Origin of the sequence: Kitasatospora sp. NPDC001540, assembly GCF_042894345.1 — a bacterium.
GTDB classification, from domain to species: Bacteria; Actinomycetota; Actinomycetes; order Streptomycetales; family Streptomycetaceae; genus Kitasatospora; species Kitasatospora phosalacinea_C.
The window spans coordinates 143,854-168,302 of record NZ_JBIAVO010000016.1 but is presented as its reverse complement, the minus strand read 5'-3'; the positions used below and the strand labels follow the sequence as shown (position 1 = coordinate 168,302).

Sequence of the window (24,449 nt, the reverse complement as noted above, 5' to 3'; positions counted from 1 at the left end):
GCCCCGCGGGGCCGCGCCCCCGCCCCCCCCCCGGCCCCGGCCCGGGGGCCCCCCCCCCCGCCCCCCCCCCGGGCGCGCCCCCCCGCCCCCCCCCCCCCCCCCCGGCGCGCCCCCGCCCCCACCCCCGCACCCGCACCGCCTCCCCACCCGAGAGGACTCCCCCACGCCATGACGCCCCGTCCCCCGGCGAAGCTCTCCCGCCGCGCCCTGCTGACCGCCGCCGCGCTCGCCCTGCCCGCGAGCTACCTGGCCGTCGGCGGGCAGGCCCAGGCGCAGACGCCCGCGACCCTGCCGCTCGACCTGGCCAACACCACCGGCAGCAACACCGTCTACGCGTACGTGGTCGGCCGCGACCCGGCGGCCGGCGGCGGTTGGGCGTTCCTGCAGGCGGACGGCTCCAGCCTGTACCACCCGCCGAACCCGGCCAACGACCAGACGCCGCTGGGCGTGGACTGCGCGATCGCGCTGAACGCCTCCGGGGCGGCGCCGCGCCGGGTGACGCTGCCGCACCTGGACAGCGGGCGGATCTACTTCTCGGTCGGCGCCAAGCTGACCTTCCTGATGAACCGCGGCGGCGGGCTGGCGCTGCCCTCGGTGGTCAACCCGTCCGACCCGAACATCGACGTCCGGCACGACTTCTGCGAATTCACCTTCAACAACGACCAGTTGTTCGGCAACATCACCTTCGTCGACATGGTCTGCCTGCCGATCGCCTTCCAGCTGGAGGTCTCCGGCGGCGCCACCCAGACGGTGCGCGGCCTGCCCTCCGACGGCCTGGCCCGGGTCGCGTCCGCGCTGCGCGCCCAGTCGGGCGTCGACGGCTCGGACTGGAGCAAGCTGGTGGTCAACCGCTCCGGCGCCGACCTGCGGGTGCTGGCGCCCAACCTGGCGATCCGCGGCAACAGCGCCCTGTTCAGCGGCTACTTCGAGCCGTACGTCGACCAGGTGTGGAGCAAGTACGCCAGCACCGACCTGCGGATCGACACCCAGTACACCTGGGGCACCTTCACCGGCCGGGTCAGCGGCGGCACGCTGAACTTCCCCGGCGCCGGGTCGTTCGCCAAGCCGTCCACGCTGGCGATCTTCTCCTGCAGCGACGCGCCGTTCACCACCGGCAACGACCTGATGGGCAACCTGAGCGCCCGGCTGGCCGCCGCGTTCAACCGCACCACGCTGCTGAGCAACCCCGTCCAGCCCACCAACGAGAACCCGGCCGCCTTCTACACCCAGGCCCGCACCAACCACTACGCCCGGATCCTGCACTCCACCACGCCCGACGGCCTCGGCTACGCCTTCCCGTACGACGACGTCCACCCGGCGGGCGTCGACTTCGAGGGCAAGGTGCAGTCCGGCGCGCCCACCCGCTGGGTGATCACCGTCGGCGGCCTGGCGGGCGGCGGCGGTGGCGGCGGCAGCACCACACCGCCGCCGAGCGGCGGCGGCAGCGCGTTCGCCACCGTGCAGGCGGAGTCGTACGTCGCGCAGTCGGGTGCGCAGACCGAGGCGTGCTCCGACACCGGCGGCGGCACGGACGTCGGCTGGCTGGCCAACGGCGACTGGCTGCGCTACACCCTGGACTTCGGCACCACCGGCGCGACCCGGATCGACGCCCGCGTGGCGTCCGGCGCGGCCGCCGGGGTCAGCGGCCTGGTCCAGGTCCGGCTGGGCAGCCCCACCGCGACGCCCGTCGGCAGCTTCGCCGTCGCCAACACCGGCGGCTGGCAGTCCTGGCGGACCGTCCCGGCCGACCTGAGCCGGATCACCGGCGTCCGGGACGTCTACCTGACCTTCAGCAGCGGCCAGCCCGCCGACTTCGTCAACCTCAACTGGTTCACCTTCTCCTGACGGCACGTCAGGTGGCGAGCGGGGCGCCCCGCCCCGCCCGCGGCCTACCGGCCCCAGGCGGAGAACTCGGCGACCGCGTTGTTGCCGCTGCCGCCGGACGGCTTCGGCACGTAGAACTTCAGGTCGGTGCCGTTGGAGTGGTAGCTGTTGGAGCCCACGTACGGGTTGTTCCAGTGCAGTTGGACGATCCGGCCGTTCAGCACCGGGTTCGCGCAGTTCTCCGAGAAGAACCGGACGGTGCCCTCGGTGCCGGTGGCGAAGCCGTTGGACTCCGAGGCCCAGAAGCCCTGCTGCTGGTCGTCGATCCGCACCGGGGGCTCCAGGCTCCAGATGCCGTGGGCCAGCGACCAGCCCTCCCGGGTGAGGGTGCAGCCGGTCCAGTTGTTCAGCTTGACCACGGTGCTGCGGGCCGCGATGGCGCTGGTGGTCACGGTCGGGTTGCTCGCCCCCGCGGGCGCGGCGGTGGCCGTGCCCGCGAGGGCGAGGGTGAGGGCGGCGGTCGCGGTCAGCGTCCCGGCGATCTTGTGGTGCGTGCGCATTGCTGGTGGTTCCCCCCTTGACCGGCCGCGGACTTTCCTGCGGCCGTGCCACCACTGTGCGCCGTCACGATAAACCTCCGATTGACGGACGCTGACCGTTCCCTTGCCGCCCGTTCGTCCGGGCGGCCCGTCAGGACGACGCCGCCCCGGTGCGTTCGACCTGGCTGAGCGGGGCGGCCAGCGACTCCAGGCTGCGGCGTTCGGCCCGGACGCCGAGGAAGGCCTCGACCAGGCCCGCGGCCGCCATCAGGGCCGCGCCGATGCAGAACGCGAGGGTGGCGTCGCCGACCTGGCCGCTGCTGACCAGCCCGTTGAAGAGCAGCGGGCCGGAGATGCCGCCCGCCGCCGTGCCGACCGCGTAGAAGAAGGCAATGCACAGGGCGCGGGTCTCCAGCGGGAAGATCTCGCTGACGGTCAGGTACGCGGCGCTGGCCCCGGCGGAGGCGAAGAACAGCACGGCCGTCCAGCAGGCCGTCATCCCGACGGCGCTCAGCGAGCCGTGCTGGAACAGCCAGGCGGTGCCGAACAGCAGGACGCCGGAGCCGATGTAGCTGCCCGCGATCATCGGCTTGCGGCCGACCGAGTCGAAGAGCGGGCCCAGCAGCACCGGGCCGAGGAAGTTGCCGACCGCGATCACCGCGAAGTAGTAGCCGGTGTCGCCCGCGGGGACGTCGAAGAACTGGGTGAGGATCGCCGCGTACCCGAAGGTGATCGAGTTGTAGAGGAAGGACTGCCCGATGAACAGCGACAGGCCGAGGACGGTGCGGCGCGGGTAGGTGGAGACCAGGGTGCGGGCGATGGTGACGAAGCCGATCGGGCCGCGCTCGCGGATCGCGATCGGCGGTTCGTCCACCGGGGGCAGCGGCTTGCCGGTCTCCTTCTCGACGATCGCCTCCGCCTCGCGGACGATCTCCTCCGCCTCGGCGCCCTTGCCGTGGGTGAACAGCCAGCGCGGGCTCTCCGGGACGTGCCGCCGCACCAGCAGGATGACCAGGCCCAGCACCACGCCGATGCCGAAGGCCAGCCGCCAGCCGACGTCGGTGGCGAACAGCGAGGTGTTCAGCAGCGCGATGGAGGCGAACGCGCCGAGCGCCGCGCCGATCCAGAAGCTGCCGTTGACGATCAGGTCGACCCGGCCGCGGACCCGGGCCGGGATCAGTTCGTCGATCGCCGAGTTGATGGCCGCGTACTCGCCGCCGATGCCGAAGCCGGTGAAGAACCGGCAGAGGAAGAAGAACCAGGGCGTCCAGGACAGCGCGGTGACGCCGGTCGCCAGGAGGTAGACGGCGAGGGTCAGCATGAACAGCTTCTTGCGGCCCAGCCGGTCGGTCAGCCAGCCGAAGAACAGCGCGCCGCAGCAGGCGCCCGCCACGTAGAGGGCGGCGGCGACGGTGGTGACCTGGGCGGTGCTGATCGCGATGCCGCTGCCGGGTTCGGCGAGGCGGGCGGCGAGGTTGCCGACCACGGTGACTTCCAGGCCGTCCAGGATCCAGACGGTGCCCAGGCCGATCAGGATCCGCCAGTGCCAGGGCGACCAGGGCAGCCGGTCGAGTCTTGCGGGGACGTCGGTCTCGATGACTGCCGGATCGCCTCCGGCCCCGACGGTACTGCGTTGCGGTGCGGACATCACGACCTCCGTCATCCGGTCGTACGCCCGGCCCCTCCGGGCGTACCGGGGGCGCGTCTGCCCCGCCGGGGCCCGGGCACACCCCCGGTTCGGGCCGCGCCGGGTCTCACGGGTTCACGGGCCGGGCCTCCAGGTGGTAGGCCAGGACGCGGGTCTCGAAGCGCGGTTGGGCGGCGGTGGCCGGTCCGCGCGCGGGGCGGCCGTCGGAGAGCCGGAAGCGGGAGTGGTGCAGGGGGCACTCCAGGCAGCCGTCGACGACCTCGCCCCCGGCGAGGGAGGCCGCCATGTGGGTGTAGCGGTCGGCGAGCACCGTCCACCCGTCCTCGGCGGTGCGCACCACCACGACGGGGACGTCCCCGAGCTGGCGGCGGACGGGGGTGTTCTCGGGGATGTCGGCGGTCGCTCCGAGGGAGTGCCAGTCGGACGGGGCCAGCCGGGGTTCGGCCTCGGCGTGGGCGGCGCCGGCGGCCTTGTGGTAGGCGAGGTGTCCGCCGAGCGCAGCGACCAGGCCGACGGTGCCGGTCCCGGCCAGGCCGAGCAGCCGTCCCCGGGCGGGGCGTCCGTGGCGGCGGGCGCGCAGCGAGGCGGCGTGCAGGAGGGCGGCGGTGGCGGCTCCGGCGGCGTGCACCAGTCCGATCCGGCGGTGGGCGGGCGGCAGCCGGGACCAGTCGACCCAGCCCGCCAGCAGCACCGGGGGCAGGGCGGCCAGTCCGGTGGCGGTGAGTCGGCGCACGGCCCGGTCGTCCCCGCCGGTCGCCTCCAGCAGGGTGGCGGCCGTCCAGCAGCCGACCGGGAGTTGGGCCAGGGCGGGGTGCAGCGGGTGGCCGAGCCAGACGCCGTGCAGCGCGTCCCGGGCGGGGCCGAGCGGGAGGCGCTGGACGAGGGCGGCGATCCGTTCCGCGACCGGGTCGAGGAACGTCCAGCCCGCGGGGGCGTCCATCCGGTCGGCGAGGGCGTGGTAGGCATCCATGCCCTGCGGCTGTCCGTCCCGGCGGACGGCAAACCCCGGCCGCGGGCGGGCGCGCGGCACCGCGCCGCCCCGCTGGACGGTGCGGGGCGGCGCGGTGCCGCGGTGGGTCGGTGGTGGTGGCGCGGGTCAGGCGGGGGTGATCCGCCCGCGCCAACCGCCGCTCTCCACACCGCGTTCCTCGATGAAGGACTTGAAGCGGTCGAGGTCACCGCGGACCCGGCGGTCGATCATGCCCATGGCGTCGGCGGCGTGCTCGGCCATGCCCTTCGGGTCGTAGTCCATGGCCAGGCGCACCTCGCAGCGCGCGTCGTCGAGCCGGGCGAAGCTGACCACGCCCATCTGCTGGACGTCTCCGCCCACCGTCCGCCAGGCGATCTTCTGGTCGGGCAGCTGGTCGACGATCTCGGTGTCGAACTCCCGGGTCACTCCGGCGATCTTGGTGCGCCAGTGGTTGTGGCGCTCGTCGATCTGGACGACCTCCTCGACGCCGTCCATGAACCGGGGGAAGTCCTCGAACTGCGTCCACTGGTCGTACGCGGTGTGCAGGGGGACGTTCACCTCGATGGTCTCCTGGACCATGCTCATGCGTTCTCCTCCGTTTCGTTCACGGGCCGGTGAGGACCTGGTGGGTCACCAGGGTCACCATCGGTACCAGCGGGAGCGGCCGCCACCGGTTCCGGCGCCCCGGGCGACGAAGCCGATCAGCCACAGGACCAGCACGGCGATCGCGATCCACCACAGCACGTGCGCGGCGAAACCGGCTCCGAACAGGATGACGATCAGTAGCAGCACCAACAGCATCGCGAGCACGGCGGTCGCACCTCCTCGTTCCACGGGCGGCCGCCGAAGGGGGACGGTCGGTGGCCGCGAACCCGCTGGGGGTCTGACGGGCGTCTGACCGGTTCGCCCCGGATCAAACGCTTTCGCCCGGTCCCGAACGCTCCTGCCGTCCGGGAGGGCCGCCCGGGAGGACTTCGACGGCGATCAGGCAGGTGTCGTCGTCGGTGTCGGCGGTGCTGGCGGCCAGGGCCCGGTCGAGCAGGGCGTCGAGGTCGGTGGCCGGTCCGGCGAGGGCGCGGGCGAGGTGGTCGAGCGGTTCCTCGACGGCCTGGTCGCGGCGTTCGACCAGGCCGTCGGTGTAGAGCAGCAGGACGTCGCCGGGGCGCATGGCGAGGTGCTGCTCCTGGTAGTCGGGGTTCTCGGCGGCGCCGAGCAGGATGCCGTGCGGGAGCGGGAGCGGGCGGACGGTGCCGTCGCGCAGCAGGAGGGGCGGGAGGTGGCCGGCCCGGGCCCAGTGCAGGGTGCGGGTGTCGGGGTGGTAGCGGGCGCAGATCGCGGTGGCGGTGGCGGCGCCGGTGAGGTCGGCGGTGGCCTGGTTGAGCCAGCCGAGCAGGCGGCCGGGCCCGGCGCCGGTGTAGGCGAGGCCGCGCAGCGCGTTGCGCAGGGCGACCATGCCGGTGGCGGCCTCGACGCCGTGGCCGGCCATGTCGCCGACGACCAGCAGGGCGGTGCGGTCGGGCAGCAGGGTGGTGTCGTACCAGTCGCCGCCGACCCGGTCGCGCTGCGAGGAGGGCCGGTAGCGGACGGCGGCGCGCAGTCCGGCGCTCTCCAGCGGGGGCGGGGCGGGTGGCAGGATGGCCTGCTGCAGGCGCAGGGCGAGCAGGTGGCGTTCGGCGGCCTCCTGCCGGGTGGAGGCGAGGCTCTCGGTGGTGGCGGCGAGCGCGGTCTCGGTCCAGTGCTGGGCGGTGACGTCCTGGAAGGCGCCGCGGACGGCGGCGGTGCGTCCGGTCGGGTCGGGGACGGGTTCGGCGACCATCCGGACGTAGTGGGTGTAGCTGCTGAGGTGCCGCATCCGGAACACCGTGGAGTCCGGACGCCCGTTGTCGACGGCCGAGTTGACGACCCTGCGGACGGCCTGCTCGTCGTCGGGGTGGACGTGTGCGGGCAGGGCGGCGAGCGGGACGGGCGCGGTGCCGGCGGGGAGGCCGAGCAGGTCGGCGGTGCCCGGCGTCCAGTGGACCTCGCCGCTGCGCAGGTCCTCCTCGAACCCGGTGAGGTGGCTGAGGCGCTGGGCGGTGCGCAGCAGCCGGTCGGTGCGGTCGTCGGCGCCGGTGGGCCGCCAGCTGACCAGCAGGTGGCCGGGCGGGTGGGCGAGGCGGGCGGCGGCGAACTCCAGCAGGACGGGGACGGGGGTCTGGCCGCTGAGGAAGTTCAGGGCGAGGGTGTCGGCGTGGTGCGGGCGGCCGGTGGCGTGCACCCGCAGCAGCAGGTCGAGCAGGCCGTCGGCGCAGGCCTGCGGGTAGGCGGTGGTGAGGGTGCGGCCCTCGACGCGGTGCGGGGGGCGGCCGGCCGGGTCGGTGAAGGCGGTGTTGACGCGCAGGACGCGGAAGTCGGCGGGCTGGCCGGTGGCGGGTTCGGGGGCCAGCAGCAGGGCGGGGGCGAGGGCGGCGTCGAGGGCGGCGGTGTCGGGGGCGGTGTCCGCGACGACGGGGTCGGGGCGGTCGGTCAGCGCGAGGGCGCAGACCTCGGCGACGGCGCGCAGGCGGCGCCGTTCGGCGGGGGTGGGGTCGGGCGGGTGGTTCTCCCAGGCGAGTTCGAGCACGGCGGCGGGGGCGTCGGCGCGGTGCAGCGGCACGGCGAGGCGGTAGGGGGCGCGGTCGGCGCCGAGGGTGGCGGCGACCGGGCCGGTGGGGCCGAGCGCGGAGCCGCCCGCCAGGGCCTGCTGGGCGGGGGTGGGCAGGCCGGGCGGGACGTGCCGCCAGGCGGTCCGTTCGGCCTCGGTGAAGCCGGGCGCGACGACGGGGTGCAGGGCGCCGCCGGGCTGGACGGTCCAGAGCACGGCGGCGGGGGCCCCGAGCAGGTCGGCGGCCTGGCCGAGGGCGGCCTCGACGACGGGCGGCGGCCGTCCGGGCGGGGGTGCCGGGGGTGCGGGCGGGGCGGGGCCGGGCCCGGTGGTGGTGCCGCTGGTGGTGGCGGGCAGGGTGGTGAGGATGTCGGCGGCGAGTTCCTGCGGGCCGAGGCGGGCGCGTTCGGCGAGCGCGAGCAGTTGGGCCCCGGCCTCGGCCGGTCCGCAGCCCAGCCGTTCGGCGAGGACGCCGGTGGCCAGGGCGGTGAGCGGGCGGGTGGCGAGCGCGGCGCGCAGCTCCGCGACCTCCTGCTGGGCGTCGCGCAGCCGCAGCGCGAGCAGGTGGCGGACGTCCGGGGGCGGCGTCGGTCCGGGGCTCGGCGTCGGCTCGTTCATGGCGTCAACTCTCCACCCACCTCTGCACGGTGGCGATCAGCTCGGCGGCGTCGACGGGTTTGGTGAGGTGGTCGTCGGCCCCGGCGGCGAGGCTGCGGGCGCGGTCGTCCGGCATGGCCTTGGCGGTGACGGCGACGATGGGGACGGTGGCCCGGTCGGTGCTCCGGCGGATGGCGGCGGTGGCGGCGTACCCGTCGAGCTCGGGCATCATCAGGTCCATCAGCACCAGGTCGGTCTCGGGGTGGGCGCGCAGCAGGGCGAGGCCGGTGCGGCCGTTGGCGGCGTGCAGGGCGGTGGCGCCCTCGAGTTCGAGTGCGGTGCTGAGGGCGTAGACGTTGCGCGGGTCGTCGTCGATGACCAGCACGGTGCGTCCGGCGAGCCGCCCCGGCCCGGCCGGGGGTGCGGGCCGGTCGGGCGGGTCGGCGGCCGGGGCGGGGTCCGGGGCGGGGTCCGGGGCGCTGACGGCCTTGGCGATGCGTTCGCGCAGCTCGTCCAGGCCGGTGGCGACCTCCAGCCGGTCGGCGGCGGGGACGGACGGCTCGGCTCCGCCGGTGTGGCCGAGGACGGGGAGCGGGTCGGCGCGCCGTTCGAGGGCGGCGAGCAGGGTGCGGGCGCCGTCCTCGGGCAGTCCGAGGTCGAGGACGAGCAGGTCGTGGGGGGCGCGGTCGAGGGCGGCGAGGGCGCTGTCGGGGTCGCCCGCGCTGTCGACGGTGGTGGCGGGGTCGCGGCCGGTGACGCCGCTGCGGGTGAGCAGGGTGAGCAGCCCGGGCGGGTCGGGTTCGACCACCAGGATGCGGCGCTCCCCGGCCGGTCGCGGCTCCCCCTCCGCCGTCCGGGGCCCGTCCTCGGCCTCCGGTTCGGCGTACGCGGCGGGCAGCAGCAGGGTGAAGCAGCTCCCCTCCCCCGGTACGGATTCGGCGCTGACCACGCCGCCGAGCAGGCGGGCGAGTTCGCGGCTGATGGAGAGCCCGAGGCCGGTGCCGCCGTACTTGCGGCTGGTGGTGCCGTCGGCCTGCTGGAAGGCGCCGAAGATGGATTCCAGGTGGTCGGCGCCGATGCCGATGCCGGAGTCCTGGACGCGGAACGCGACGGCGGCCAGGTCGCGGCGCTCGGTGGGGAGTTCGCCGGGACGGGCGGGTTCGACGGCGAGTTCGATGAAGCCCCGGTCGGTGAACTTCACCGCGTTGGAGAGCAGGTTGCGCAGGATCTGCCGCAGGCGGGCCTGGTCGGTGTGCAGGTGTTCGGGGGCGCCGGGCGCGGTGGTGATCCGGAAGTCGAGGCCCTTCTCGGCGGCGAGCGGGCGGAAGGTGGTGTCCACGTAGTCGAGGAGTTCGCGCAGTTCGAACGGTTCGACGGTGACGTCGAGCTTGCCCGCCTCGACCTTCGACAGGTCGAGGATGTCGTTGATCAGTTGCAGCAGGTCGGACCCGGCGGAGCGGATCACCTCGGCGTACTCGACCTGTTTGCCGGTCAGGTTTCCCTCGCTGTTCTGGGCGAGCAGTTGGGCCAGGATCAGCAGGCTGTTCAGTGGGGTGCGCAGTTCGTGGCTCATGTTGGCCAGGAACTCCGACTTGTACATCGACGTCCTGGTCAACTGCCGGGCCCGTTCCTCCAGTTCGCGGCGGGCCTGCTCGATCTGCAGGTTCTTCGCCTCGATGTCGCGGTTCTGGGCGGCGAGCAGTTCGGCCTTCTCGCCGAGTTCGGCGTTGGAGCGCCGCAGTTCCTCCTGGCCGTCGACCAACTGCTCGGAGCGGGCCCGGAGTTCGGCGGTGAGCCGACGGGACTCGCGGAGCAGTTCGTCGGTCCGGGCGTTGGCCAGCAGGGTGGCGAGGGTGGTGCCGATGTCCTGGGCCAGGCGCTCCAGGAAGTCCCGGTGCAGGCCGGTGAAGTGGTGCAGGGTGGCGACCTCGACCACGCCGAGCAGCCGGTCCTCCATGGCGATCGGCTGGATCAGCAGTTCGCGGGGCGCGGCCGAGCCGAGGCCGGAGGCGATCTCGGCGTAGCCGGGCGGGAGTTCGCTGATCGCGATGGCCCGGCGGCTGCGTCCGGCCTGGCCGACCAGCGACTCGCCGAGGCCGAAGCGGCGCGGGGTGTCGGCGCGGTGGTGGCCGTAGGCGGCGGCGCGGGCCAGCACCACGCCGTCCTCGGTGTCCTCGGCGAGATAGCAGGTGCCGTACTGGGCGTCCAGCAGCGGGCACAGCTCGTCCATCAGCAGTTCGGCCACCGCGGCCGGTTCGCGCCGTCCCTGGATGAGGGCGGTGAGCCGGGCCAGGTGGGTCTTCAGCCAGTCCTGCTCCTGGTTGGCGCGGGTGGTCTCGCGCAGCGACTCCACCATCACGTTGATGTTGTCCTTGAGGTCGGCGACCTCGCCGGAGGCGTCCACCGTGATCGAGCGGGTCAGGTCGCCCGCGGTGACGGCGCTGGTCACCTCGGCGATCGCCCGGACCTGCCGGGTCAGGTTCCCGGCCAGCTCGTTGACGTTCTCGGTCAGCCGCTTCCAGGTGCCCGAGACGCCCTCCACCTCGGCCTGGCCGCCCAGCCGCCCCTCGGTGCCCACCTCGCGGGCGACCCGGGTGACCTCGGCGGCGAACGAACTCAGCTGCTCCACCATCGTGTTGATGGTGTTCTTCAACTCCAGGATCTCGCCCCGGGCGTCGACGTCGATCTTGCGGGTCAGGTCGCCCCGGGCCACCGCCGTGGTCACCTGCGCGATGTTGCGCACCTGCGAGGTCAGGTTGTGCGCCATGAAGTTGACGCTGTCGGTGAGGTCCTTCCAGGTGCCCGCGACGTTCGGCACCCGGGCCTGCCCGCCCAGCGTGCCGTCGGTGCCGACCTCCCGGGCGACCCGGGTCACCTCGGCGGCGAACGCCGAGAGGGTGTCCACCATGGTGTTCAACGCCCCGGCCAGCGCGGCGACCTCGCCCTCCGCCTCGACGGTGACCCGCTGCGACAGGTCACCGCGGGCCACCGCGGTCGCGACCTGCGCGATCGAGCGGACCTGGCCGGTCAGGTTGGACGCCATCACGTTGACGTTGTCGGTCAGGTCGCGCCACGTCCCCGAGACGCCCCGGACGTCCGCCTGCCCGCCGAGGATGCCTTCCGTACCGACCTCGCGGGCCACCCTGGTCACCTCGCCCGCGAACGAACCCAGCTGCTCCACCATCGTGTTGACGGTGCTCTTCAGCTCCAGGATCTCGCCGCGCGCCACCACGTCGGCCTTCCGGCTCAGGTCGCCCCGGGCCACCGCGGTGGCGACCTGCGCGATCGAGCGGACCTGCGCGGTCAGGTTGCCCGCCATGAAGTTGACGCTGTCGGTCAGGTCGCGCCACGTCCCCGAGACGCCCCGGACGTCCGCCTGCCCGCCGAGGATGCCCTCGGTGCCGACCTCGCGGGCGACCCGGGTCACCTCGGCGGCGAACGAACTCAGCTGCTCCACCATCGTGTTGACGGTGTTCTTCAGCTCCAGGATCTCGCCCCGGGCGTCCACGTCGATGGTGCGGGTCAGGTCGCCCCGGGCCACCGCCGTGGTCACCTGCGCGATGTTGCGCACCTGCGAGGTCAGGTTGCCCGCCATCGCGTTCACCGAGTCGGCCAGCTCCCGCCACGCCCCGTGCGCCTGCGGCACCTCCGCCTGGCCGCCGAGCATGCCCTCGGTCCCGACCTCCCGGGCCACCCGCGTCACCTCGGCGTTCAGCCGGGCCAGCCGCTCCGCCATGTCGTTGTACACGCCCGAGATCTCGCCCAGCACCCCCGGCGCGTCCGGCAGCCGCAGCGTGAGGTCGCCGTCCCGGACGGCGGTCAGCCCCGCCAGCAGGCGGCGCAGCGCGGCGCCGTCGGCGTCGGCGGCCACCGGCGCGGCAGTTCCGGCAGTTCCGGCGGGCAGGGCCCCGTCGAGGTCGTCCGCCCGCGCGTGCTCCCGGCTCCCGCTGCTGTCCGACGGCGGCGGCTGCGGCGGCTGGTGCCGGGGCGGCCGTCCGGGGTCCGGTGTGCTCTCCACGCGACCATCACCTCAGCTCCGGGATCACGGCACGGACCCGGTGGCCGGGACCGCTTCCTGCTCCCACTGTGGCACTTCCGCGGTCAGGGTTCCGCCGGAGAGCGGACGACCTCCAGCCACACCGTCTTGCCGCCGCCCGGCAGCGGTTCGCTGCCCCAGGCGGTGGCCAGCCGGTCGACCACCCGCAGCCCGTACCCGCCGGGGCGGGCGGGCACCCGGAGCGGACGGAGCACCGGCAGCCGGTCGTCGGCGTCGCTGACGGCGACCCGCAGCAGCGGCCCGCGCCGGGTCAGTTCGAGCAGGTAGGGGCCGCTGGCGTGCTGGCAGGCGTTGGTGACCAGTTCGCTGGTCATCAGCAGCACATCCTCGGCGGCGGCCCGGGCCTCGGCGTCCGGGGCGGGCAACCAGCCCCAGGCCCGCAGCGCCGTACGGGTGAACTCGCGTCCGCGGGCGACCGTGCCGGGGGCGGCGGTCAGCGGCAGGCTGCGCCGGTCCGTGCCGCTGGGCGGGGGGCGGTCGGGGCGCGCGGGACGGGCCGGGCGCGCGGCCATCACGGTGCCCCGATCGAGTCGTCCAGCGGGCCCACCACCGAACCGCCCGCCGCACCGTTCACCGAGCCGTCCACCGAGACACCCGCCCCCGGCGCCGCGAGCGCCTCCTCGACGGTGGGGTGGACCTCCAGCACCTCGTCCGCGCCGGTGATCGCCAGCATCCGGGCGACCACCGCCCCGGGCGCGGCCAGCAGCAGCGGGAGGCCGGCCCGCACGGCGGCGGCGTGCGCGCGCAGCAGCAGGTTGAGCCCGGTGGAGTCGCAGAAGTCGAGGCCGCCGCAGTCCACCACCAGTCGCCCGGGCGGCTCGGCGACGGCCCGTTCCAGGGCTTCGCGCAGCGGGCCGACGCTGTCGTGGTCGAGTTCTCCCTCGGGCCGCACCACCAGCGCGTCGGGCGGGTGCCGCAGCGCGACGGTGAGTGGAGCGCCGGGACCTGCACCTGGCTGTGCGTCCACGGCTCGAACACCTCCTACCGTACGGTGTCGGGTCCTTCCACCCGGGTCCTCCCACCCTGGGGCGGTCGGCCCCCCGCGACTACCCGACCGGTCGGGGCTCAATCAGCGGCCGACGGCCCCTCGTCCTCCCGGCCCTCGATCTGCCGGCGCAGTCCGGCGAGGGTGGCGGCCAGGATGCGGGAGACGTGCATCTGGGAGACGCCGATCTCGGTGGCGATCTCGCTCTGGGTCAGCCCGCCCCAGAACCGCAGGAGCAGGACGGTGCGCTCCCGTTCGGGCAGCCGGTTGAGGAAGGGTTTGGCCATCACCCGGAGTTCGGCGACCTCCAGCTCGGGGTCGCAGGCTCCGAGCCGGTTGACCAGGGCGCTGCCCGCGTCGTCGGAGTCCTCGTCGCGCAGCGAGTCGAGCGAGTCGCAGCGGCACAGCCGCCCGGCCTCCATGCCCTCCGCGGCCTGCTCCTCGCTGACGTGCAGCTCCTCGGCGATCTCGGCGGTGTCGGGCAGCCGTCCGAGCGTCTGCTCGAGCCGGTCGGAGGCGTGCACGGCCGCCAGGTAGCGCTCCTGCACGCTGCGCGGGACGCGCAGCGGCCAGGAGGTGTCGCGGAAGAACCGCTTGATCTCGCCGGAGATGGTGGGGATCGCGTACGTGACGAACTCGACGCCGCGGTCCGGGTCGAAGCCGTCGACGGCCTTGATCAGTCCGACGGTGCCGACCTGGATGATGTCGTCCAGGTCCTCGGGGCGGTGCCGGAACCGGGCGGCGACGAACCGCACCAGCGGCATGTTCAGCTCGATCAGGGTGCCCCGGACGTAGCTGTGGGCCGGGTCCTCGGGCGGCAGCTCGGCGAGCCGCCGGAACAGCGCGTCGCCGAGGCGGCGGGCCTCGTACTTGCCCATGGCGCGCATCTCGCGCCGGGTGGGGCGGTGCATCGGGTCGGCCTCGGCCGTCCCGCTCCCGGCCGTCGCGGTCTCGGGAGCGGCGGGAGGGGAGGTGGCGGGGGCGGGGGTGAGGGTGACGTCGGGAGCAGCGGGCGCCGTGGCGGGCGTGCTGCGCAGCGTGGAGGCTCTGGTCACGGGGAGTCATCTCCCGGGTACGGTGGGACCTGCCCCGGCAGTCCGATCCGATGGCGGCACGCCGGGGCACCTGACGACCGAGGCCGTCCGTGACTCGGCGGGCCGCACGGCGTCGGGACGGCGGCGGGGCGGGCGGAGAACCGTGGAAACCCGGCTTCTTCAGGCGACGGCTCCCGGCACGCGGCGCGCGGTTCGCGACTTCTGCTCGCGATCTCGGCTCACATACCGTGACGTGTCACGTGGCGTGACACTGCGCCCCCTGGGGGTCAGCCGCGTCGGGCGGTGCGCGCTCGACGTGGCGTCCTGACTTCTACCCCGTTCGTCGGCCGTAAACCCGATTTGCCGGATTCTTCCGCCTCGTCCACCTCGTCCCGATCGTCCGGTTTCCGGTCGGCCCGGTTGGTTCGCACGGCGGCGGGTAGGCGCGCCGTGACCGTACGGCGACGAGAGGAGTCCGACCATGCCCGCCGGATCGAGCCCCAAGCGGGAGCGCCAGTACGAGCACATCAAGGAGGGCGAGCTGAAGCGGGGCGTGGGCGAGAAGCGCGCCGCGGAGATTGCCGCCCGCACCGTCAACAAGGAACGGGCCCGGCACGGCGAGAGCCGGACGGCGAGCCGCAGTTCCACGCACGACGTCTCCTCCGGGCACCGGGGCGGCAAGCGCTCGCACCAGGGGGCCGGAGGCCCGACGTACGACCAGCTGTACAACGAGGCGCGGCAGCGCGGCATCAAGGGCCGGTCGAAGATGAACAAGGACCAGCTCGCGCACGCGCTGGGGCGGTGACGCCGATGACCGCGATGACCGTTCCGATGCCCGTCGACCCGGACGTCCGGCCGCCCGAGCCGCCGGACTCGCCGCCCCGGCCGACCGATCCGCCGGGACCGCTCGGCCCCGGCCCGCTGCCGCCGGACCCGGACCCGCCGCTGTCCCCGCCCGTCCCGCACGACCCGCAGCCACCGCACCCGGGCCCGGACCCGGCCCCGCCCGATCCGGCGCCCTCCCCGGAGCCGCCGGACCGCCGCGGCCCGCCGTTCCGGCCCGAACCGCACCCCGAACCCACGCCGCAGCCGAGCCCGGCCCCGTGACGGCAGCCGCGTGACGAAGGCGCGCCCCATCAGACGGGCGGGTCCCCCGGCCCGCAGGACGCCGACGGCGTCCTGCGGGCCGAGGCGTGCCCGTCCCGGCTGCCGGGAACGCGGGCGGCACCCGGTGGGCAAAACCCTTCGCCCCGCCCCGCTGCGCCGGGTACGGTCTGCGCCGAGCGCCGGGGCCCACCGCCCCGCGCTCCCATCCCCCTCCCAACGGAAGCAGGTGCCGCCGATGGCGTGTCGGATCAGCGAACTCGTCCTGGGCTGCCACGAGCCCGAGGTGCTGGCGCGGTTCTGGTGCGAGGTACTGGACTTCGTGGTGCTCGACCGCGAGGAGGACGGCAGCGTCGAGATCGGCCCGAGGGAGGGCTTCGGCGGCGCGCAGCCGACGCTGGTCCTGAGCCCCGAGGCCGAGCCGCACCCGGGCCTGCCGCGCCTGCACATCGACGTCAGCGCCACCGACCGCGACCAGGACGCCGAGTTGGCGCGCCTGCTCGCGCTCGGGGCGCGCCCGGCCGACGTCGGGCAGACCGGCGCGGAGTCCTGGCACGTCCTCGCCGACCCGGAGGGCAACGTCTTCTGCCTGCTCAGGGCCCGGATCAAGCAGCTCTGACCGGCCGTCCCGCCCGTCCGTCGCGGCTCCGGAGGAATTCCTCCCCGGAGCCGCGATGAGTTTCCGGCCCGCCGCCGGTACGTACCGGTGAGCCCCCCGACCCGGTGGGGCGGACCGGAACGAGTGCAAGGGAGACGTCCGATGACGGACGACCGTGCGGCGGACCTCGCCGCGATCCATGCGGTGCTGGCCGCGTCCTACGAAGCCTGGGAGGCCGGTGACGCCGGGGCGATGGTCGCCGACTACACGGCGGACGCCACCGCGATCCTGCCGGGTTCGCTGCGCGACGGCCGCGAGGCCGTCCGGGCGGGCATGGCGCGGTCCTTCGCCGGCCCGCTGAAGTCCACCTCGACCTGGAACCGCACCCTGGGCGTGCGCTTCCTGGGCCGGGACGCCGCGATCGTGGTCAACGAGTCGGGCATCCTGTTCGGCGGCGAGAGCGAGGTCCCCGAGGACCGGAAGGTCCACGCGACCTGGGTGCTGGAGAAGCGCGAGGAGCGCTGGCTGATCGCCGCGTACCACAACAGCCCGGTGCACGCGCCCGCGCACTGACCCGCCCGGCCCCCCACCGCGGCGGCGGTGGGGGGCCGGGTGCGCACAGCGGCACCGCTCCCCGGTGTTTCCGCCCCGGCGGGGGCGGTCAGACGCCGGGGAGTGGTGTCGTCGTGCGAGAAGGAGGACGTCCCGTGTCAAGGACTGTCGCGGATCAGGTGCTGGCCCGCTTGCGCGAGTGGGGCGTGGAGCAGGTGTTCGGTTACCCGGGGGACGGCATCAACGGACTGCTGGCCGCGTGGGGGCGGGCCGACGACCAGCCCTCCTTCGTGCAGGCCAGGCACGAGGAGATGGCGGCGTTCGAGGCGGTGGGCTACGCCAAGTTCTCCGGGCAGGTCGGCGTGTGCGTGGCCACCTCGGGACCGGGTGCGATCCACCTGCTGAACGGGCTGTACGACGCCAAGTTGGACCACGTGCCGGTGGTGGCGATCGTCGGGCAGACCGACCGCAGCGCGATGGGCGGCTCGTACCAGCAGGAGGTGGACCTGCTGAGCCTGTACAAGGACGTGGCCTCGGCGTACTGCCAGATGGTGACCGTCCCGCAGCAGTTGCCGAACGTGCTGGACCGGGCGTTCCGGACGGCCGCGACGTACCGCACGGTGACCGCCGTGATCATTCCGGCGGACGTGCAGGAGCTGCCCGAGCAGGCGCCGGAGCACGCGTTCAAGATGGTGCCGTCCAGCCTGGGGATGCCGAAGTCGCACCCGGTGCCGGACGACGCCGAGCTGGCGCGGGCGGCCGAGGTGCTGAACGCGGGCGGCAAGGTGGCGATGCTGGTCGGCCAGGGCGCCCGCGGGGCGCGCCGGCAGGTCGAGCAGGTGGCCGAGCTGCTGGGCGCGGGGGTGGCGAAGGCGCTGCTCGGCAAGGACGTGCTGCCGGACACCCTGCCGTACGTGACGGGGTCGATCGGGCTGCTGGGCACCCGGCCCTCGTACGAGCTGATGCGGGACTGCGACACGCTGCTGACGGTGGGCTCCAGCTTCCCCTACACCCAGTTCCTGCCGGAGTTCGACCAGGCGCGGGCGGTGCAGATCGACGCCGACCCGTTCATGGTGGGGCTGCGCTACCCGTACGAGGTGAACCTGGTCGGTGACGCGGCGGCGACGCTGGACCGGCTGCTGCCGATGCTGCGCCGCAAGAAGGACCGGAGCTGGCGCAAGCAGGTGGAGAAGAACACCGCGCGCTGGTGGGACGTGATGGAGGAGCGGGCGAAGGTGCCCGCCGACCCGGTGAACCCGGAGTACCTGGTGCACGCGCTGGACGCGCTGCTGCCGGAGAACGCGATCGTGACGGCGGACTCCGGGTCGGCCGCGAACTGGTACGCCCGGCACCTGCGGATGCGCGGCACGATGCGCGGTTCGCTGTCGGGCACGTTGGCGACCATGGGCCCGGGCGTGCCGTACGCGATCGGCGCGAAGTTCGCGCACCCGGACCGGCCGGTGGTGGCGCTGGTCGGCGACGGCGCGATGCAGATGAACGGGCTGGCCGAGCTGGTCACCGTCGCCCGCTACCGGGAGCGCTGGAGCGACCCGCGGCTGGTGGTGTGCGTGCTGAACAACCACGACCTGAACCAGGTGACCTGGGAGATGCGGGCGATGCAGGGCGCGCCGAGCTTCCTGCCCTCGCAGCAGCTGCCGGACGTCCGGTACGCGGACTTCGCCGAGTCGGTGGGCCTGCGCGGGCTGCGGGTGGAGGAGCCCGGCAAGGTGCGGGCGGCCTGGGAGTGGGCGCTGGGCGCGGACCGGCCGTGCGTGCTGGACGTGCGTACTGACCCGGCGGTGCCGCCGATCCCGCCGCACGCCGAGTGGTCGCAGATCAAGGACGCGGCCCAGTCGGTGCTGCGCGGCGACAGCGACCGGGCGGCGGTGGTCAAGCGCGGGCTGCGGGCCAAGCTGGCCGAGCTGCTGCCGCACCGGAGCAGGTCGTGACCTGGCCGCTGGCCGCCGTGGCCGGGCCGTTCGAAGCCGTCCGCGAGGGCCGCTTCCAGCGTTCGCTGTCCCTGGCGACCGGCGCGGGGGCGCTGGTGGCGGCCGCCGAGATCTACCTGGAGCACGACCGGGCCGGGTTCGGCAACCGGATGATGTGGTGGCCGGTGGTGCTGGGCCCGGTCGGCGCGGCGGCGGGCCTGGCGGGCGCGCTGGACGCGCGGGCGGCCCGGACGCTGCTGCCGCTGGCCTCGGCGGCGATCGCCGCGAACGGGCTGCAGGGGTTCTGGCTGCATGTGCGCGGGGTGGCCCAGAAGCCGGGCGGCCGGCGGATGGCCCGGTTCAACCTGGAGACCGGCCCGCCGGTGTTCGCGCCGCTGCTGCTGGGCATGGTCGGCGGGATGGGCCTGGTCGCGGCGGTGCTGCGGCGCGAGGGCCGCTCGTGAGCGCGGAGCGGCCGGAGTACCGCGACCGGTTCCCCGGCTACCGTTCGCTGGACCGCCGCCCGCACTGGGACGAGGTGACCGCCGCCCTGGTGACCTCCCGGGTGGCGGGCCCGCGCCCGCCGCTGCGGCTGTTCACGCCCGCCGAGGAGGCCGTCGCCCGGGCCCTGCTGGAGCGGCTGCTGGACCACCCGCCGGTCGACCTGCTGCCGGTGATCGACGCCCGGCTGGCCGAGCGGGAGACCGACGGCTGGCACTACGCCGACCTGCCGCCGGACGACCGGGCCTGGCCGGAGACGATGCGGGCGCTGGACGAGGACGCCCGGGCGCTGCCGGGCCGCCCCGCCTTCGCCGAGCTGCCGGAGCGGCTGCAGGACGGCCTGATCGAGAGGGTGCGCCGGGCGGAGCGCTGGCACGGCTGGCCCGCGAAGCACGTGTGGAGCCTGTGGACGCGCTACGCGTGCACCGCGTACTACGCCCACCCGGCGGCCTGGGACGAGATCGGCTTCGGCGGACCGGCGTTCCCGTCCGGCTACGCCCGGCTCGGCCTGGGGCGGCGCGAGCGCTGGGAGGTCGCCGACGCGCGCCCCGAGCAGCAGCCGGACGCCGAGCGGCCCGCGCCGCCGCCGCTGCCCGCCGTCACCGACCCCGGGCGGCACGGCGAGGCGAGGGCCGCGCTCGCCACCCTGCGGCAGACCACCCGCCGCCAGCGGTCGGTACGGCGGCGCAACGCCTCCGCGTGGCTGCTGCCGCCCGACGGCCTGGGCTTCGACCGGCGGCTGGTCGAGCGGATGCGCCGCCACCGGGACGAGGACGAGGTCGACCTGGTGGTCGTCGGCTGCGGCGCGGGCGGCACCGTGCTGGCGCAGCGGATGGCCCGGGCGGGCTGGTCGGTGGTGGTGCTGGAGGCGGGCCCGTTCTGGGACCCGCTGCGGGACTGGGTGAGCGACGAGTACGGCGCGCACCAGCTGTACTGGACCGAGCCGCGGGTGCTCTCGGGCTCCGACCCGGTGCCGATGGGGTCGAACAACTCCGGGCGCGGGGTGGGCGGTTCGATGGTGCACTTCGCCGGCTACGCTCCGCGCTTCCACCCGTCCGACTTCGCCACCCGCAGCCGCGACGGGGTGGGCGCCGACTGGCCGCTGTCCTACGACGACCTGCGCCCCTCGTACCAGCGGCTGGAGGCGGAGCTGCCGGTGGCGGGCCAGTACTGGCCGTGGGGCGAGCCGCACGCCTACCCGCACGCGCCGCACCCGGTCGGCGGCAACGGCGAGGTGTTCCTGCGCGGGGCGGCGGCGCTGGGGCTGGAGGCCCGGGTCGGGCCGGTGGCGATCTCCAACGGCCGGTTCGGGCGGCGCCCGCACTGCGTCTACCGGGGCTTCTGCCTGCAGGGGTGCAAGGTCAACGCGAAGGCCTCGCCGCTGATCACCCACCTGCCGGACGCGCTGGCGCACGGCGTGGAGGTCCGCGCCGACGCGATGGCCTGCGCGGTCGAGCTCGGCCCGGACGGGCTGGCCCGCGGCGTGCGCTACCTGCGCGGCGGGCGCGAGCACCTGCAGCGGGCCCGGACGGTGGCGGTCGCCGGGTACGCGATCGAGACGCCCCGGCTGCTGCTCAACTCGGCGAACAAGCGCTTCCCGGACGGCCTGTGCAACGACCACGACCTGGTCGGCCGGTACGTGATGGTGCAGGGCGCGCCGCAGGTCTCCGGCCGCTTCGAGCAGGAGGTGCGGGCGTACAAGGCGCCGCCGCCGGAGGTGTCGACGGAGGCGTTCTACGAGACCGACCCGGCCAAGCCGTACCGGCGGGGCTTCAGCATCCAGACCGTCTCGCCGATGCCGATCACCTGGGCCGAGCACGTGGTCGCCCAGGGCCACTGGGGCGCGAACCTGCGCCGCTACCTGTCCGACTACGTGCACTGGGCGACCCTCGGCGGGCTGGCCGAGCTGCTGCCGCAGGCCGACAACCGGGTCACCCTGGCCGAGGAGAAGGACCGGCACGGGCTGCCGGTCGCGCACTTCGCCTACTCGCAGTGCGACAACGACCGGCAGCTGATCGCGGCGGCCCGCGGCGCCATGGAGGCGGTCCTGACGGCGGCGGGGGCCAGCGAGGTGATCAGCATCGACCGGTACGCGCACCTGGTCGGCGGCTGCCGGATGGCGGCCCGTCCCGAGGACGGCGTGGTCGACCGGGACCTGCGCTCCTTCGCGGTGCCGAACCTGCTGATCACCGACGGCAGCGTGCTGCCGACCCAGGGCGCCGCCAACCCGGCGCTGACCATCATGGCCGTGGTCGACCGGGCGGCGGGCGTGCTCGCCGCCGGGGCCCGCCGGGGCCTGCGCGTCCCGACCCGAGAAGCGTGAGGTGACCGACATGTGGACCGACCGTCCGATCGAATGGCTGACGGCGCGGGTGTACACCGTGCCCACCGACCGCCCCGAGGCCGACGGCACCTTCGCCTGGGACGCCACCACCCTGGTCCTGGTCGAGGCGGGCAGCGGCCCGGTCACCGGCCTGGGCTGGACGTACGGCCCGGCCGCCGCCGCCCCGCTGGTGCGCGAGCAGCTCGGCCCGGCGGTGCTGGGCCGCGACGCGCTCGACACCGCGGGCGCCCACGAGGCGATGCGGCGGGCGCTGCGCAACGCGGGCCGCCCGGGCCTGGGCACGTACGCGCTGTCGGCCGTCGACCTGGCGCTGTGGGACCTCGCGGCGCGGCTGCTGGACGTCCCGCTGGTGGGCCTGCTGGGCGGACGGCCCCGGCCGGTGGCGGTGTACGGCAGCGGCGGTTTCACCACGTACCCGGACCGGGTGCTGGAGCGCCAACTGCGCGGCTGGGTCGAGGAGCAGGGCATCCCGCGCGTCAAGATCAAGATAGGCGAGTCCTGGGGCGGGCGCCCCGAGCGCGACCTGGAGCGGATCGCCGTCGCCCGCGCCGCGATCGGCCCGGACGCGGCGCTGTACGTGGACGCGAACGGCGCGTTCACCGCGAAGCGGGCGATCCGGCTGGCGGCGGCGTTCGCCGACGACGGGGTGACCTGGTTCGAGGAGCCCGTCCCCTCCGACGACCCGGCCGCCCTGGCGGCGGTCCGCGCCGCCGTCACCCCCGACGTCGCGGCCGGCGAGTACGGCGACGACGCCCGCTACTTCGCCCGGCTCGCCCCCGCCGTGGACTGCCTGCAGGCGGACGCCACCCGCTGCGGCGGCCCGACCGGCTTCCTGCGCGCCGCGACCGTCGCCGAGGCCTCCGGCGTCCAGCTCTCCGGGCACTGCTCCCCGCACGCGCACGCCCACGCGGCGGCCGCCCGGGCCGCCACCGTCCGGCACCTGGAGTGGTTCCACGACCACGTCCGGATCGAGTCGCTGCTCTTCGACGGCACCCTCGACCCGGCGGGCGGCACCGTCACCCCCGGCGCGGACGGCGCCCCCGGCCACGGCCTGACCCTCGCCGAGGGACGCGCCGCGCCCTACCTGGTGGACGCCTGACCCGGGCTGATTCGTCCCGGCCCCTCCTGGGCAGACGCCCGCCGACCGGGAGCAACGGAGCAAGCGAAAGGACCTGAACCATGCTGCTGCTCGGAATCCTGCTGTTCGCCGCGTCCGGCGCGTTCGCCGGCCTGCTGATCGCCGACAACCTCGGCGGCGGCCCCGAGACCGGCGTCGACGTGCTCGGTCACCAGATCGCCACCATGAGCACCCTCGGCGCCTTCCTGGCCGGCCTGGCCCTCGCGCTGCTCTTCTGCGCCGGGATCGCCCTGACCGTCGGCGGCCTGCGCTGGCACCGCCGCCACCGGACCCCCGCCGCCCGGGACACCGCCGTGCCCCTGGACCGCACCACCGACCCGACCGACCCGACCGACCGCACCACCACCGGCGGCTCCACCGCCACCCCGCGCCCGACCGGCCGCCCGCGCCACCGCTTCACGCACTGACGCCGGGCGCCGCCCGACGGCCGGGGACGTCCGACCGCCCACGCCGGAACCGCACCGTTCACCCCTGGTGGTCCCCCTTGCCGCTGCCGTTGTCGTTGCGGCGCAGCAGCAGCCAGGGCAGCACCAGCCACCACAGCGCGAACCAGCCCATCACGGCGCCGACGATCAGCCAGGCCAGCGGGCTGCCCCCGGTGGCCAGGTGCAGCAGCATCAGCAGTGCGGAGCCGACGGTGAGGGCGAGCAGGACGACGCCGAGGGTGACCACCCGGGCGGTGGCGTCGACGAGTTGGGGCTTGAGGCGGCGCCCGGCGAGCAGCCGGTGGTAGGCGACGGGGGCGATCAGCGCGCCGGTGGCGAGGGCGCCGAGGACGACGGTGACCACGTACAGGCCGTGTTCGAAGGCGTCGAGCGTGGTGAAGCGCGGCGTGAAGACCACGCTCAGCAGGAAGCCGAACAGGATCTGCGCGCCGGTCTGGGCGACCCGGACCTCCTGGAGGAGTTCGGTCCAGCGCCGGTCCGCGCGCTCGTTCGGGGTCTCGTTCCGGCCCAGGTGCAGTTCGGACATGGTCGCGGCCCCTTCCTGCCCGGGCGTCTGTCCGGCCGGGCGCGGCGGAAAACGGGGGTGTGGGGCGCGGCGGCCGGGGTAGACGGGGGCACGCACCGCAAGAGGTACGGGCCCGGCGGGCCCTGGTCGGGAGGAGGCGACGGGATGGCAACGGACGTCGCGGCCGCACTGTTCGACGTGGACGGCACCCTGGTGGACACCGTCTACCTGCACACGCTCGCCTGGTGGCAGGCGCTGGCGCAGTACGGGCACGAGGTGGACGCGGCCCGGATCCACCGGGCCATCGGCATGGGCAGCGACCAACTGCTCGACCACCTGCTCGGCGACGACCGGGACCGCTCGGAGGACGACGCCCTCTCCGCCGCGCACCTCGCGCTGTACGCCCAGCACTGGCCGGGACTGCGGGCCTTCCCGGGAGCGGGCGACCTGCTGCGGGAGTGCGGCCGACGGGGCTGGCGGGTGGTGCTGTCGACCTCCGCCTCGGGGCGCGAACTGGATGTGCTGCGACGGGTGCTGGACGCCGACGACGCCGTGTACGCGGTGACCGACGCGGACGGGGTGGACGCCTCGAAGCCCGCCCCGGACCTGGTGCGGCGGGCGCTGGAGCAGGCGTCCGCGGCGGCCGAGCGCTCGGTGTTCGTCGGCGACAGCGTCTGGGACGTCCAGGCGGCGGGCCGGGCCGGGACGCCGTGCGTGGGGGTGGAGACCGGCGGGTTCGCCGCCGCGGAACTGCGCGGCACCGGCGCCGTCGAGGTGCACCCCTCGGTCGGCGCGCTGCTGGACGGCCTCGACCGCAGCGCGCTGGCGCACCCCCGGGCGGGTGAACGGTGAACGGGACGCGCCCGGCGGGCGGTCGCCTCGCCCACCTGGCCCGACGCCTCGGCTACCGCACCCGCGCGGTGTCCTGGACGGCCCTGTGCGCCCTGGGCACGCTGCTGAGCCAGGCCACGGTCACGGACGACTGACGACGGACGACTGACGACGGGCGGTGAGGACGGTGGACGGCGCGACGCTCTCCCCCCCGGGAGCGCCACC

The 24,449-nt window shown here is 75.0% G+C and carries 23 protein-coding genes; 12 read left to right on the top strand and 11 right to left on the bottom strand.

The genetic code is table 11. The features are described 5' to 3' along the window. The first annotated feature begins 168 nt into the window (after positions 1–168). The gene (locus ACFY00_RS20560; RefSeq protein ID WP_388032932.1) at positions 169–1,845 is read left to right on the top strand and encodes a beta-1,3-glucanase family protein; all 1,677 of its coding nucleotides are present in this window, start codon (positions 169–171) and stop codon (positions 1,843–1,845) included. Between the two features lie 44 nt (positions 1,846–1,889). Here the strand turns inward: ACFY00_RS20560 and ACFY00_RS20555 are convergent, their stop codons facing one another. From ACFY00_RS20555 to ACFY00_RS20510, 10 genes are all read right to left on the bottom strand, one after another. Beyond that, positions 1,890–2,384 carry an aegerolysin family protein gene (locus ACFY00_RS20555; RefSeq protein WP_388032931.1) on the bottom strand — a complete coding sequence of 165 codons (495 nt, stop codon included), beginning with the start codon at positions 2,382–2,384 and terminating at the stop codon, positions 1,890–1,892. A 130-nt stretch (positions 2,385–2,514) separates the two neighbouring features. Then, positions 2,515–4,011, bottom strand: a complete 1,497-nt coding sequence (locus tag ACFY00_RS20550; protein ID WP_388032930.1) for an MFS transporter — start codon at positions 4,009–4,011, stop codon at positions 2,515–2,517. Between the two features lie 106 nt (positions 4,012–4,117). Continuing rightward, positions 4,118–4,981 (bottom strand): Rieske 2Fe-2S domain-containing protein, encoded by an 864-nt coding sequence (locus tag ACFY00_RS20545; protein WP_388032929.1) that lies wholly within the window; start codon positions 4,979–4,981, stop codon positions 4,118–4,120. Positions 4,982–5,107: 126 nt separating this feature from the next. Next, positions 5,108–5,566, bottom strand: a complete 459-nt coding sequence (locus tag ACFY00_RS20540; RefSeq protein ID WP_388032928.1) for an SRPBCC family protein — start codon at positions 5,564–5,566, stop codon at positions 5,108–5,110. Between the two features lie 54 nt (positions 5,567–5,620). After that, positions 5,621–5,791 carry a hydrophobic protein gene (locus ACFY00_RS20535; RefSeq protein WP_285739140.1) on the bottom strand — a complete coding sequence of 57 codons (171 nt, stop codon included), beginning with the start codon at positions 5,789–5,791 and terminating at the stop codon, positions 5,621–5,623. Between the two features lie 103 nt (positions 5,792–5,894). Further along, the gene (locus ACFY00_RS20530) at positions 5,895–8,222 is read right to left on the bottom strand and encodes a SpoIIE family protein phosphatase (RefSeq protein ID WP_388032927.1); all 2,328 of its coding nucleotides are present in this window, start codon (positions 8,220–8,222) and stop codon (positions 5,895–5,897) included. A gap of 4 nt (positions 8,223–8,226) precedes the next feature. Further along, entirely contained in the window at positions 8,227–12,105 is a 3,879-nt protein-coding gene (locus ACFY00_RS20525) for a HAMP domain-containing protein (protein WP_388032939.1), read from the bottom strand. Between the two features lie 197 nt (positions 12,106–12,302). Continuing rightward, positions 12,303–12,770: an ATP-binding protein gene (locus tag ACFY00_RS20520; protein WP_388032926.1), complete on the bottom strand. Its 468-nt coding sequence runs from the start codon at positions 12,768–12,770 to the stop codon at positions 12,303–12,305. Continuing rightward, the gene (locus ACFY00_RS20515) at positions 12,770–13,225 is read right to left on the bottom strand and encodes an STAS domain-containing protein (protein WP_388032925.1); all 456 of its coding nucleotides are present in this window, start codon (positions 13,223–13,225) and stop codon (positions 12,770–12,772) included. Before ACFY00_RS20515 ends, ACFY00_RS20520 begins: the two co-directional genes overlap by 1 nt. A gap of 98 nt (positions 13,226–13,323) precedes the next feature. Then, positions 13,324–14,121 carry a SigB/SigF/SigG family RNA polymerase sigma factor gene (locus ACFY00_RS20510; protein ID WP_388032938.1) on the bottom strand — a complete coding sequence of 266 codons (798 nt, stop codon included), beginning with the start codon at positions 14,119–14,121 and terminating at the stop codon, positions 13,324–13,326. A gap of 637 nt (positions 14,122–14,758) precedes the next feature. Between ACFY00_RS20510 and ACFY00_RS20505 the strand changes: the two genes are divergently transcribed. The 9 genes from ACFY00_RS20505 to ACFY00_RS20465 all read left to right on the top strand — a co-directional run bounded on the left by ACFY00_RS20505 (position 14,759) and on the right by ACFY00_RS20465 (position 22,849). Next, positions 14,759–15,082 carry a plasmid stabilization protein gene (locus ACFY00_RS20505; RefSeq protein ID WP_388032924.1) on the top strand — a complete coding sequence of 108 codons (324 nt, stop codon included), beginning with the start codon at positions 14,759–14,761 and terminating at the stop codon, positions 15,080–15,082. Between the two features lie 5 nt (positions 15,083–15,087). Next, the gene (locus tag ACFY00_RS20500; RefSeq protein ID WP_388032923.1) at positions 15,088–15,384 is read left to right on the top strand and encodes a hypothetical protein; all 297 of its coding nucleotides are present in this window, start codon (positions 15,088–15,090) and stop codon (positions 15,382–15,384) included. Positions 15,385–15,619: 235 nt separating this feature from the next. Beyond that, entirely contained in the window at positions 15,620–16,000 is a 381-nt protein-coding gene (locus tag ACFY00_RS20495; RefSeq protein ID WP_388032922.1) for a VOC family protein, read from the top strand. A 141-nt stretch (positions 16,001–16,141) separates the two neighbouring features. After that, entirely contained in the window at positions 16,142–16,552 is a 411-nt protein-coding gene (locus ACFY00_RS20490; protein ID WP_388032921.1) for an SgcJ/EcaC family oxidoreductase, read from the top strand. A 134-nt stretch (positions 16,553–16,686) separates the two neighbouring features. After that, entirely contained in the window at positions 16,687–18,480 is a 1,794-nt protein-coding gene (locus tag ACFY00_RS20485; protein WP_388032920.1) for a thiamine pyrophosphate-requiring protein, read from the top strand. After that, a complete protein-coding gene (locus tag ACFY00_RS20480) occupies positions 18,477–18,923 on the top strand; it encodes a hypothetical protein (RefSeq protein WP_388032919.1) in 447 nt (148 codons plus the stop codon). Before ACFY00_RS20485 ends, ACFY00_RS20480 begins: the two co-directional genes overlap by 4 nt. Next, complete coding sequence (locus tag ACFY00_RS20475) at positions 18,920–21,283, top strand: GMC family oxidoreductase (RefSeq protein ID WP_388032918.1); 2,364 nt, start codon at positions 18,920–18,922, stop codon at positions 21,281–21,283. The genes ACFY00_RS20480 and ACFY00_RS20475 overlap by 4 nt, the downstream gene beginning before the upstream one ends. Positions 21,284–21,293: 10 nt before the next feature. Beyond that, entirely contained in the window at positions 21,294–22,403 is a 1,110-nt protein-coding gene (locus ACFY00_RS20470; RefSeq protein WP_388032937.1) for an enolase C-terminal domain-like protein, read from the top strand. An 80-nt stretch (positions 22,404–22,483) separates the two neighbouring features. Then, positions 22,484–22,849 carry a hypothetical protein gene (locus ACFY00_RS20465; RefSeq protein WP_388032917.1) on the top strand — a complete coding sequence of 122 codons (366 nt, stop codon included), beginning with the start codon at positions 22,484–22,486 and terminating at the stop codon, positions 22,847–22,849. 58 nt (positions 22,850–22,907) lie between these two features. Here ACFY00_RS20465 and ACFY00_RS20460 read toward each other — a convergent pair whose 3' ends face one another. Then, positions 22,908–23,414: a DUF6328 family protein gene (locus tag ACFY00_RS20460; protein ID WP_388032916.1), complete on the bottom strand. Its 507-nt coding sequence runs from the start codon at positions 23,412–23,414 to the stop codon at positions 22,908–22,910. Between the two features lie 144 nt (positions 23,415–23,558). Here ACFY00_RS20460 and ACFY00_RS20455 point away from each other — a divergent pair, with 144 nt between their 5' ends. Further along, positions 23,559–24,245 (top strand): HAD family hydrolase, encoded by a 687-nt coding sequence (locus ACFY00_RS20455; RefSeq protein WP_388032915.1) that lies wholly within the window; start codon positions 23,559–23,561, stop codon positions 24,243–24,245. Next, positions 24,242–24,379 carry a hypothetical protein gene (locus tag ACFY00_RS20450; protein ID WP_388032914.1) on the top strand — a complete coding sequence of 46 codons (138 nt, stop codon included), beginning with the start codon at positions 24,242–24,244 and terminating at the stop codon, positions 24,377–24,379. The genes ACFY00_RS20455 and ACFY00_RS20450 overlap by 4 nt, the downstream gene beginning before the upstream one ends. Positions 24,380–24,449 lie beyond the last annotated feature (70 nt).

Coding starts and splice junctions, on each gene's coding strand:
- ACFY00_RS20560 (WP_388032932.1), top strand. CDS start 169: ATGACGCCCCGTCCCCCGGCGAAGCTCTCCCGCCGCGCCCTGCTGACC.
- ACFY00_RS20555 (WP_388032931.1), bottom strand. CDS start 2,384: ATGCGCACGCACCACAAGATCGCCGGGACGCTGACCGCGACCGCCGCC.
- ACFY00_RS20550 (WP_388032930.1), bottom strand. CDS start 4,011: ATGTCCGCACCGCAACGCAGTACCGTCGGGGCCGGAGGCGATCCGGCA.
- ACFY00_RS20545 (WP_388032929.1), bottom strand. CDS start 4,981: ATGGATGCCTACCACGCCCTCGCCGACCGGATGGACGCCCCCGCGGGC.
- ACFY00_RS20540 (WP_388032928.1), bottom strand. CDS start 5,566: ATGAGCATGGTCCAGGAGACCATCGAGGTGAACGTCCCCCTGCACACC.
- ACFY00_RS20530 (WP_388032927.1), bottom strand. CDS start 8,222: ATGAACGAGCCGACGCCGAGCCCCGGACCGACGCCGCCCCCGGACGTC.
- ACFY00_RS20520 (WP_388032926.1), bottom strand. CDS start 12,770: ATGGCCGCGCGCCCGGCCCGTCCCGCGCGCCCCGACCGCCCCCCGCCC.
- ACFY00_RS20510 (WP_388032938.1), bottom strand. CDS start 14,121: ATGGGCAAGTACGAGGCCCGCCGCCTCGGCGACGCGCTGTTCCGGCGG.
- ACFY00_RS20505 (WP_388032924.1), top strand. CDS start 14,759: ATGCCCGCCGGATCGAGCCCCAAGCGGGAGCGCCAGTACGAGCACATC.
- ACFY00_RS20500 (WP_388032923.1), top strand. CDS start 15,088: ATGACCGCGATGACCGTTCCGATGCCCGTCGACCCGGACGTCCGGCCG.
- ACFY00_RS20495 (WP_388032922.1), top strand. CDS start 15,620: ATGGCGTGTCGGATCAGCGAACTCGTCCTGGGCTGCCACGAGCCCGAG.
- ACFY00_RS20490 (WP_388032921.1), top strand. CDS start 16,142: ATGACGGACGACCGTGCGGCGGACCTCGCCGCGATCCATGCGGTGCTG.
- ACFY00_RS20470 (WP_388032937.1), top strand. CDS start 21,294: ATGTGGACCGACCGTCCGATCGAATGGCTGACGGCGCGGGTGTACACC.
- ACFY00_RS20465 (WP_388032917.1), top strand. CDS start 22,484: ATGCTGCTGCTCGGAATCCTGCTGTTCGCCGCGTCCGGCGCGTTCGCC.
- ACFY00_RS20460 (WP_388032916.1), bottom strand. CDS start 23,414: ATGTCCGAACTGCACCTGGGCCGGAACGAGACCCCGAACGAGCGCGCG.
- ACFY00_RS20455 (WP_388032915.1), top strand. CDS start 23,559: ATGGCAACGGACGTCGCGGCCGCACTGTTCGACGTGGACGGCACCCTG.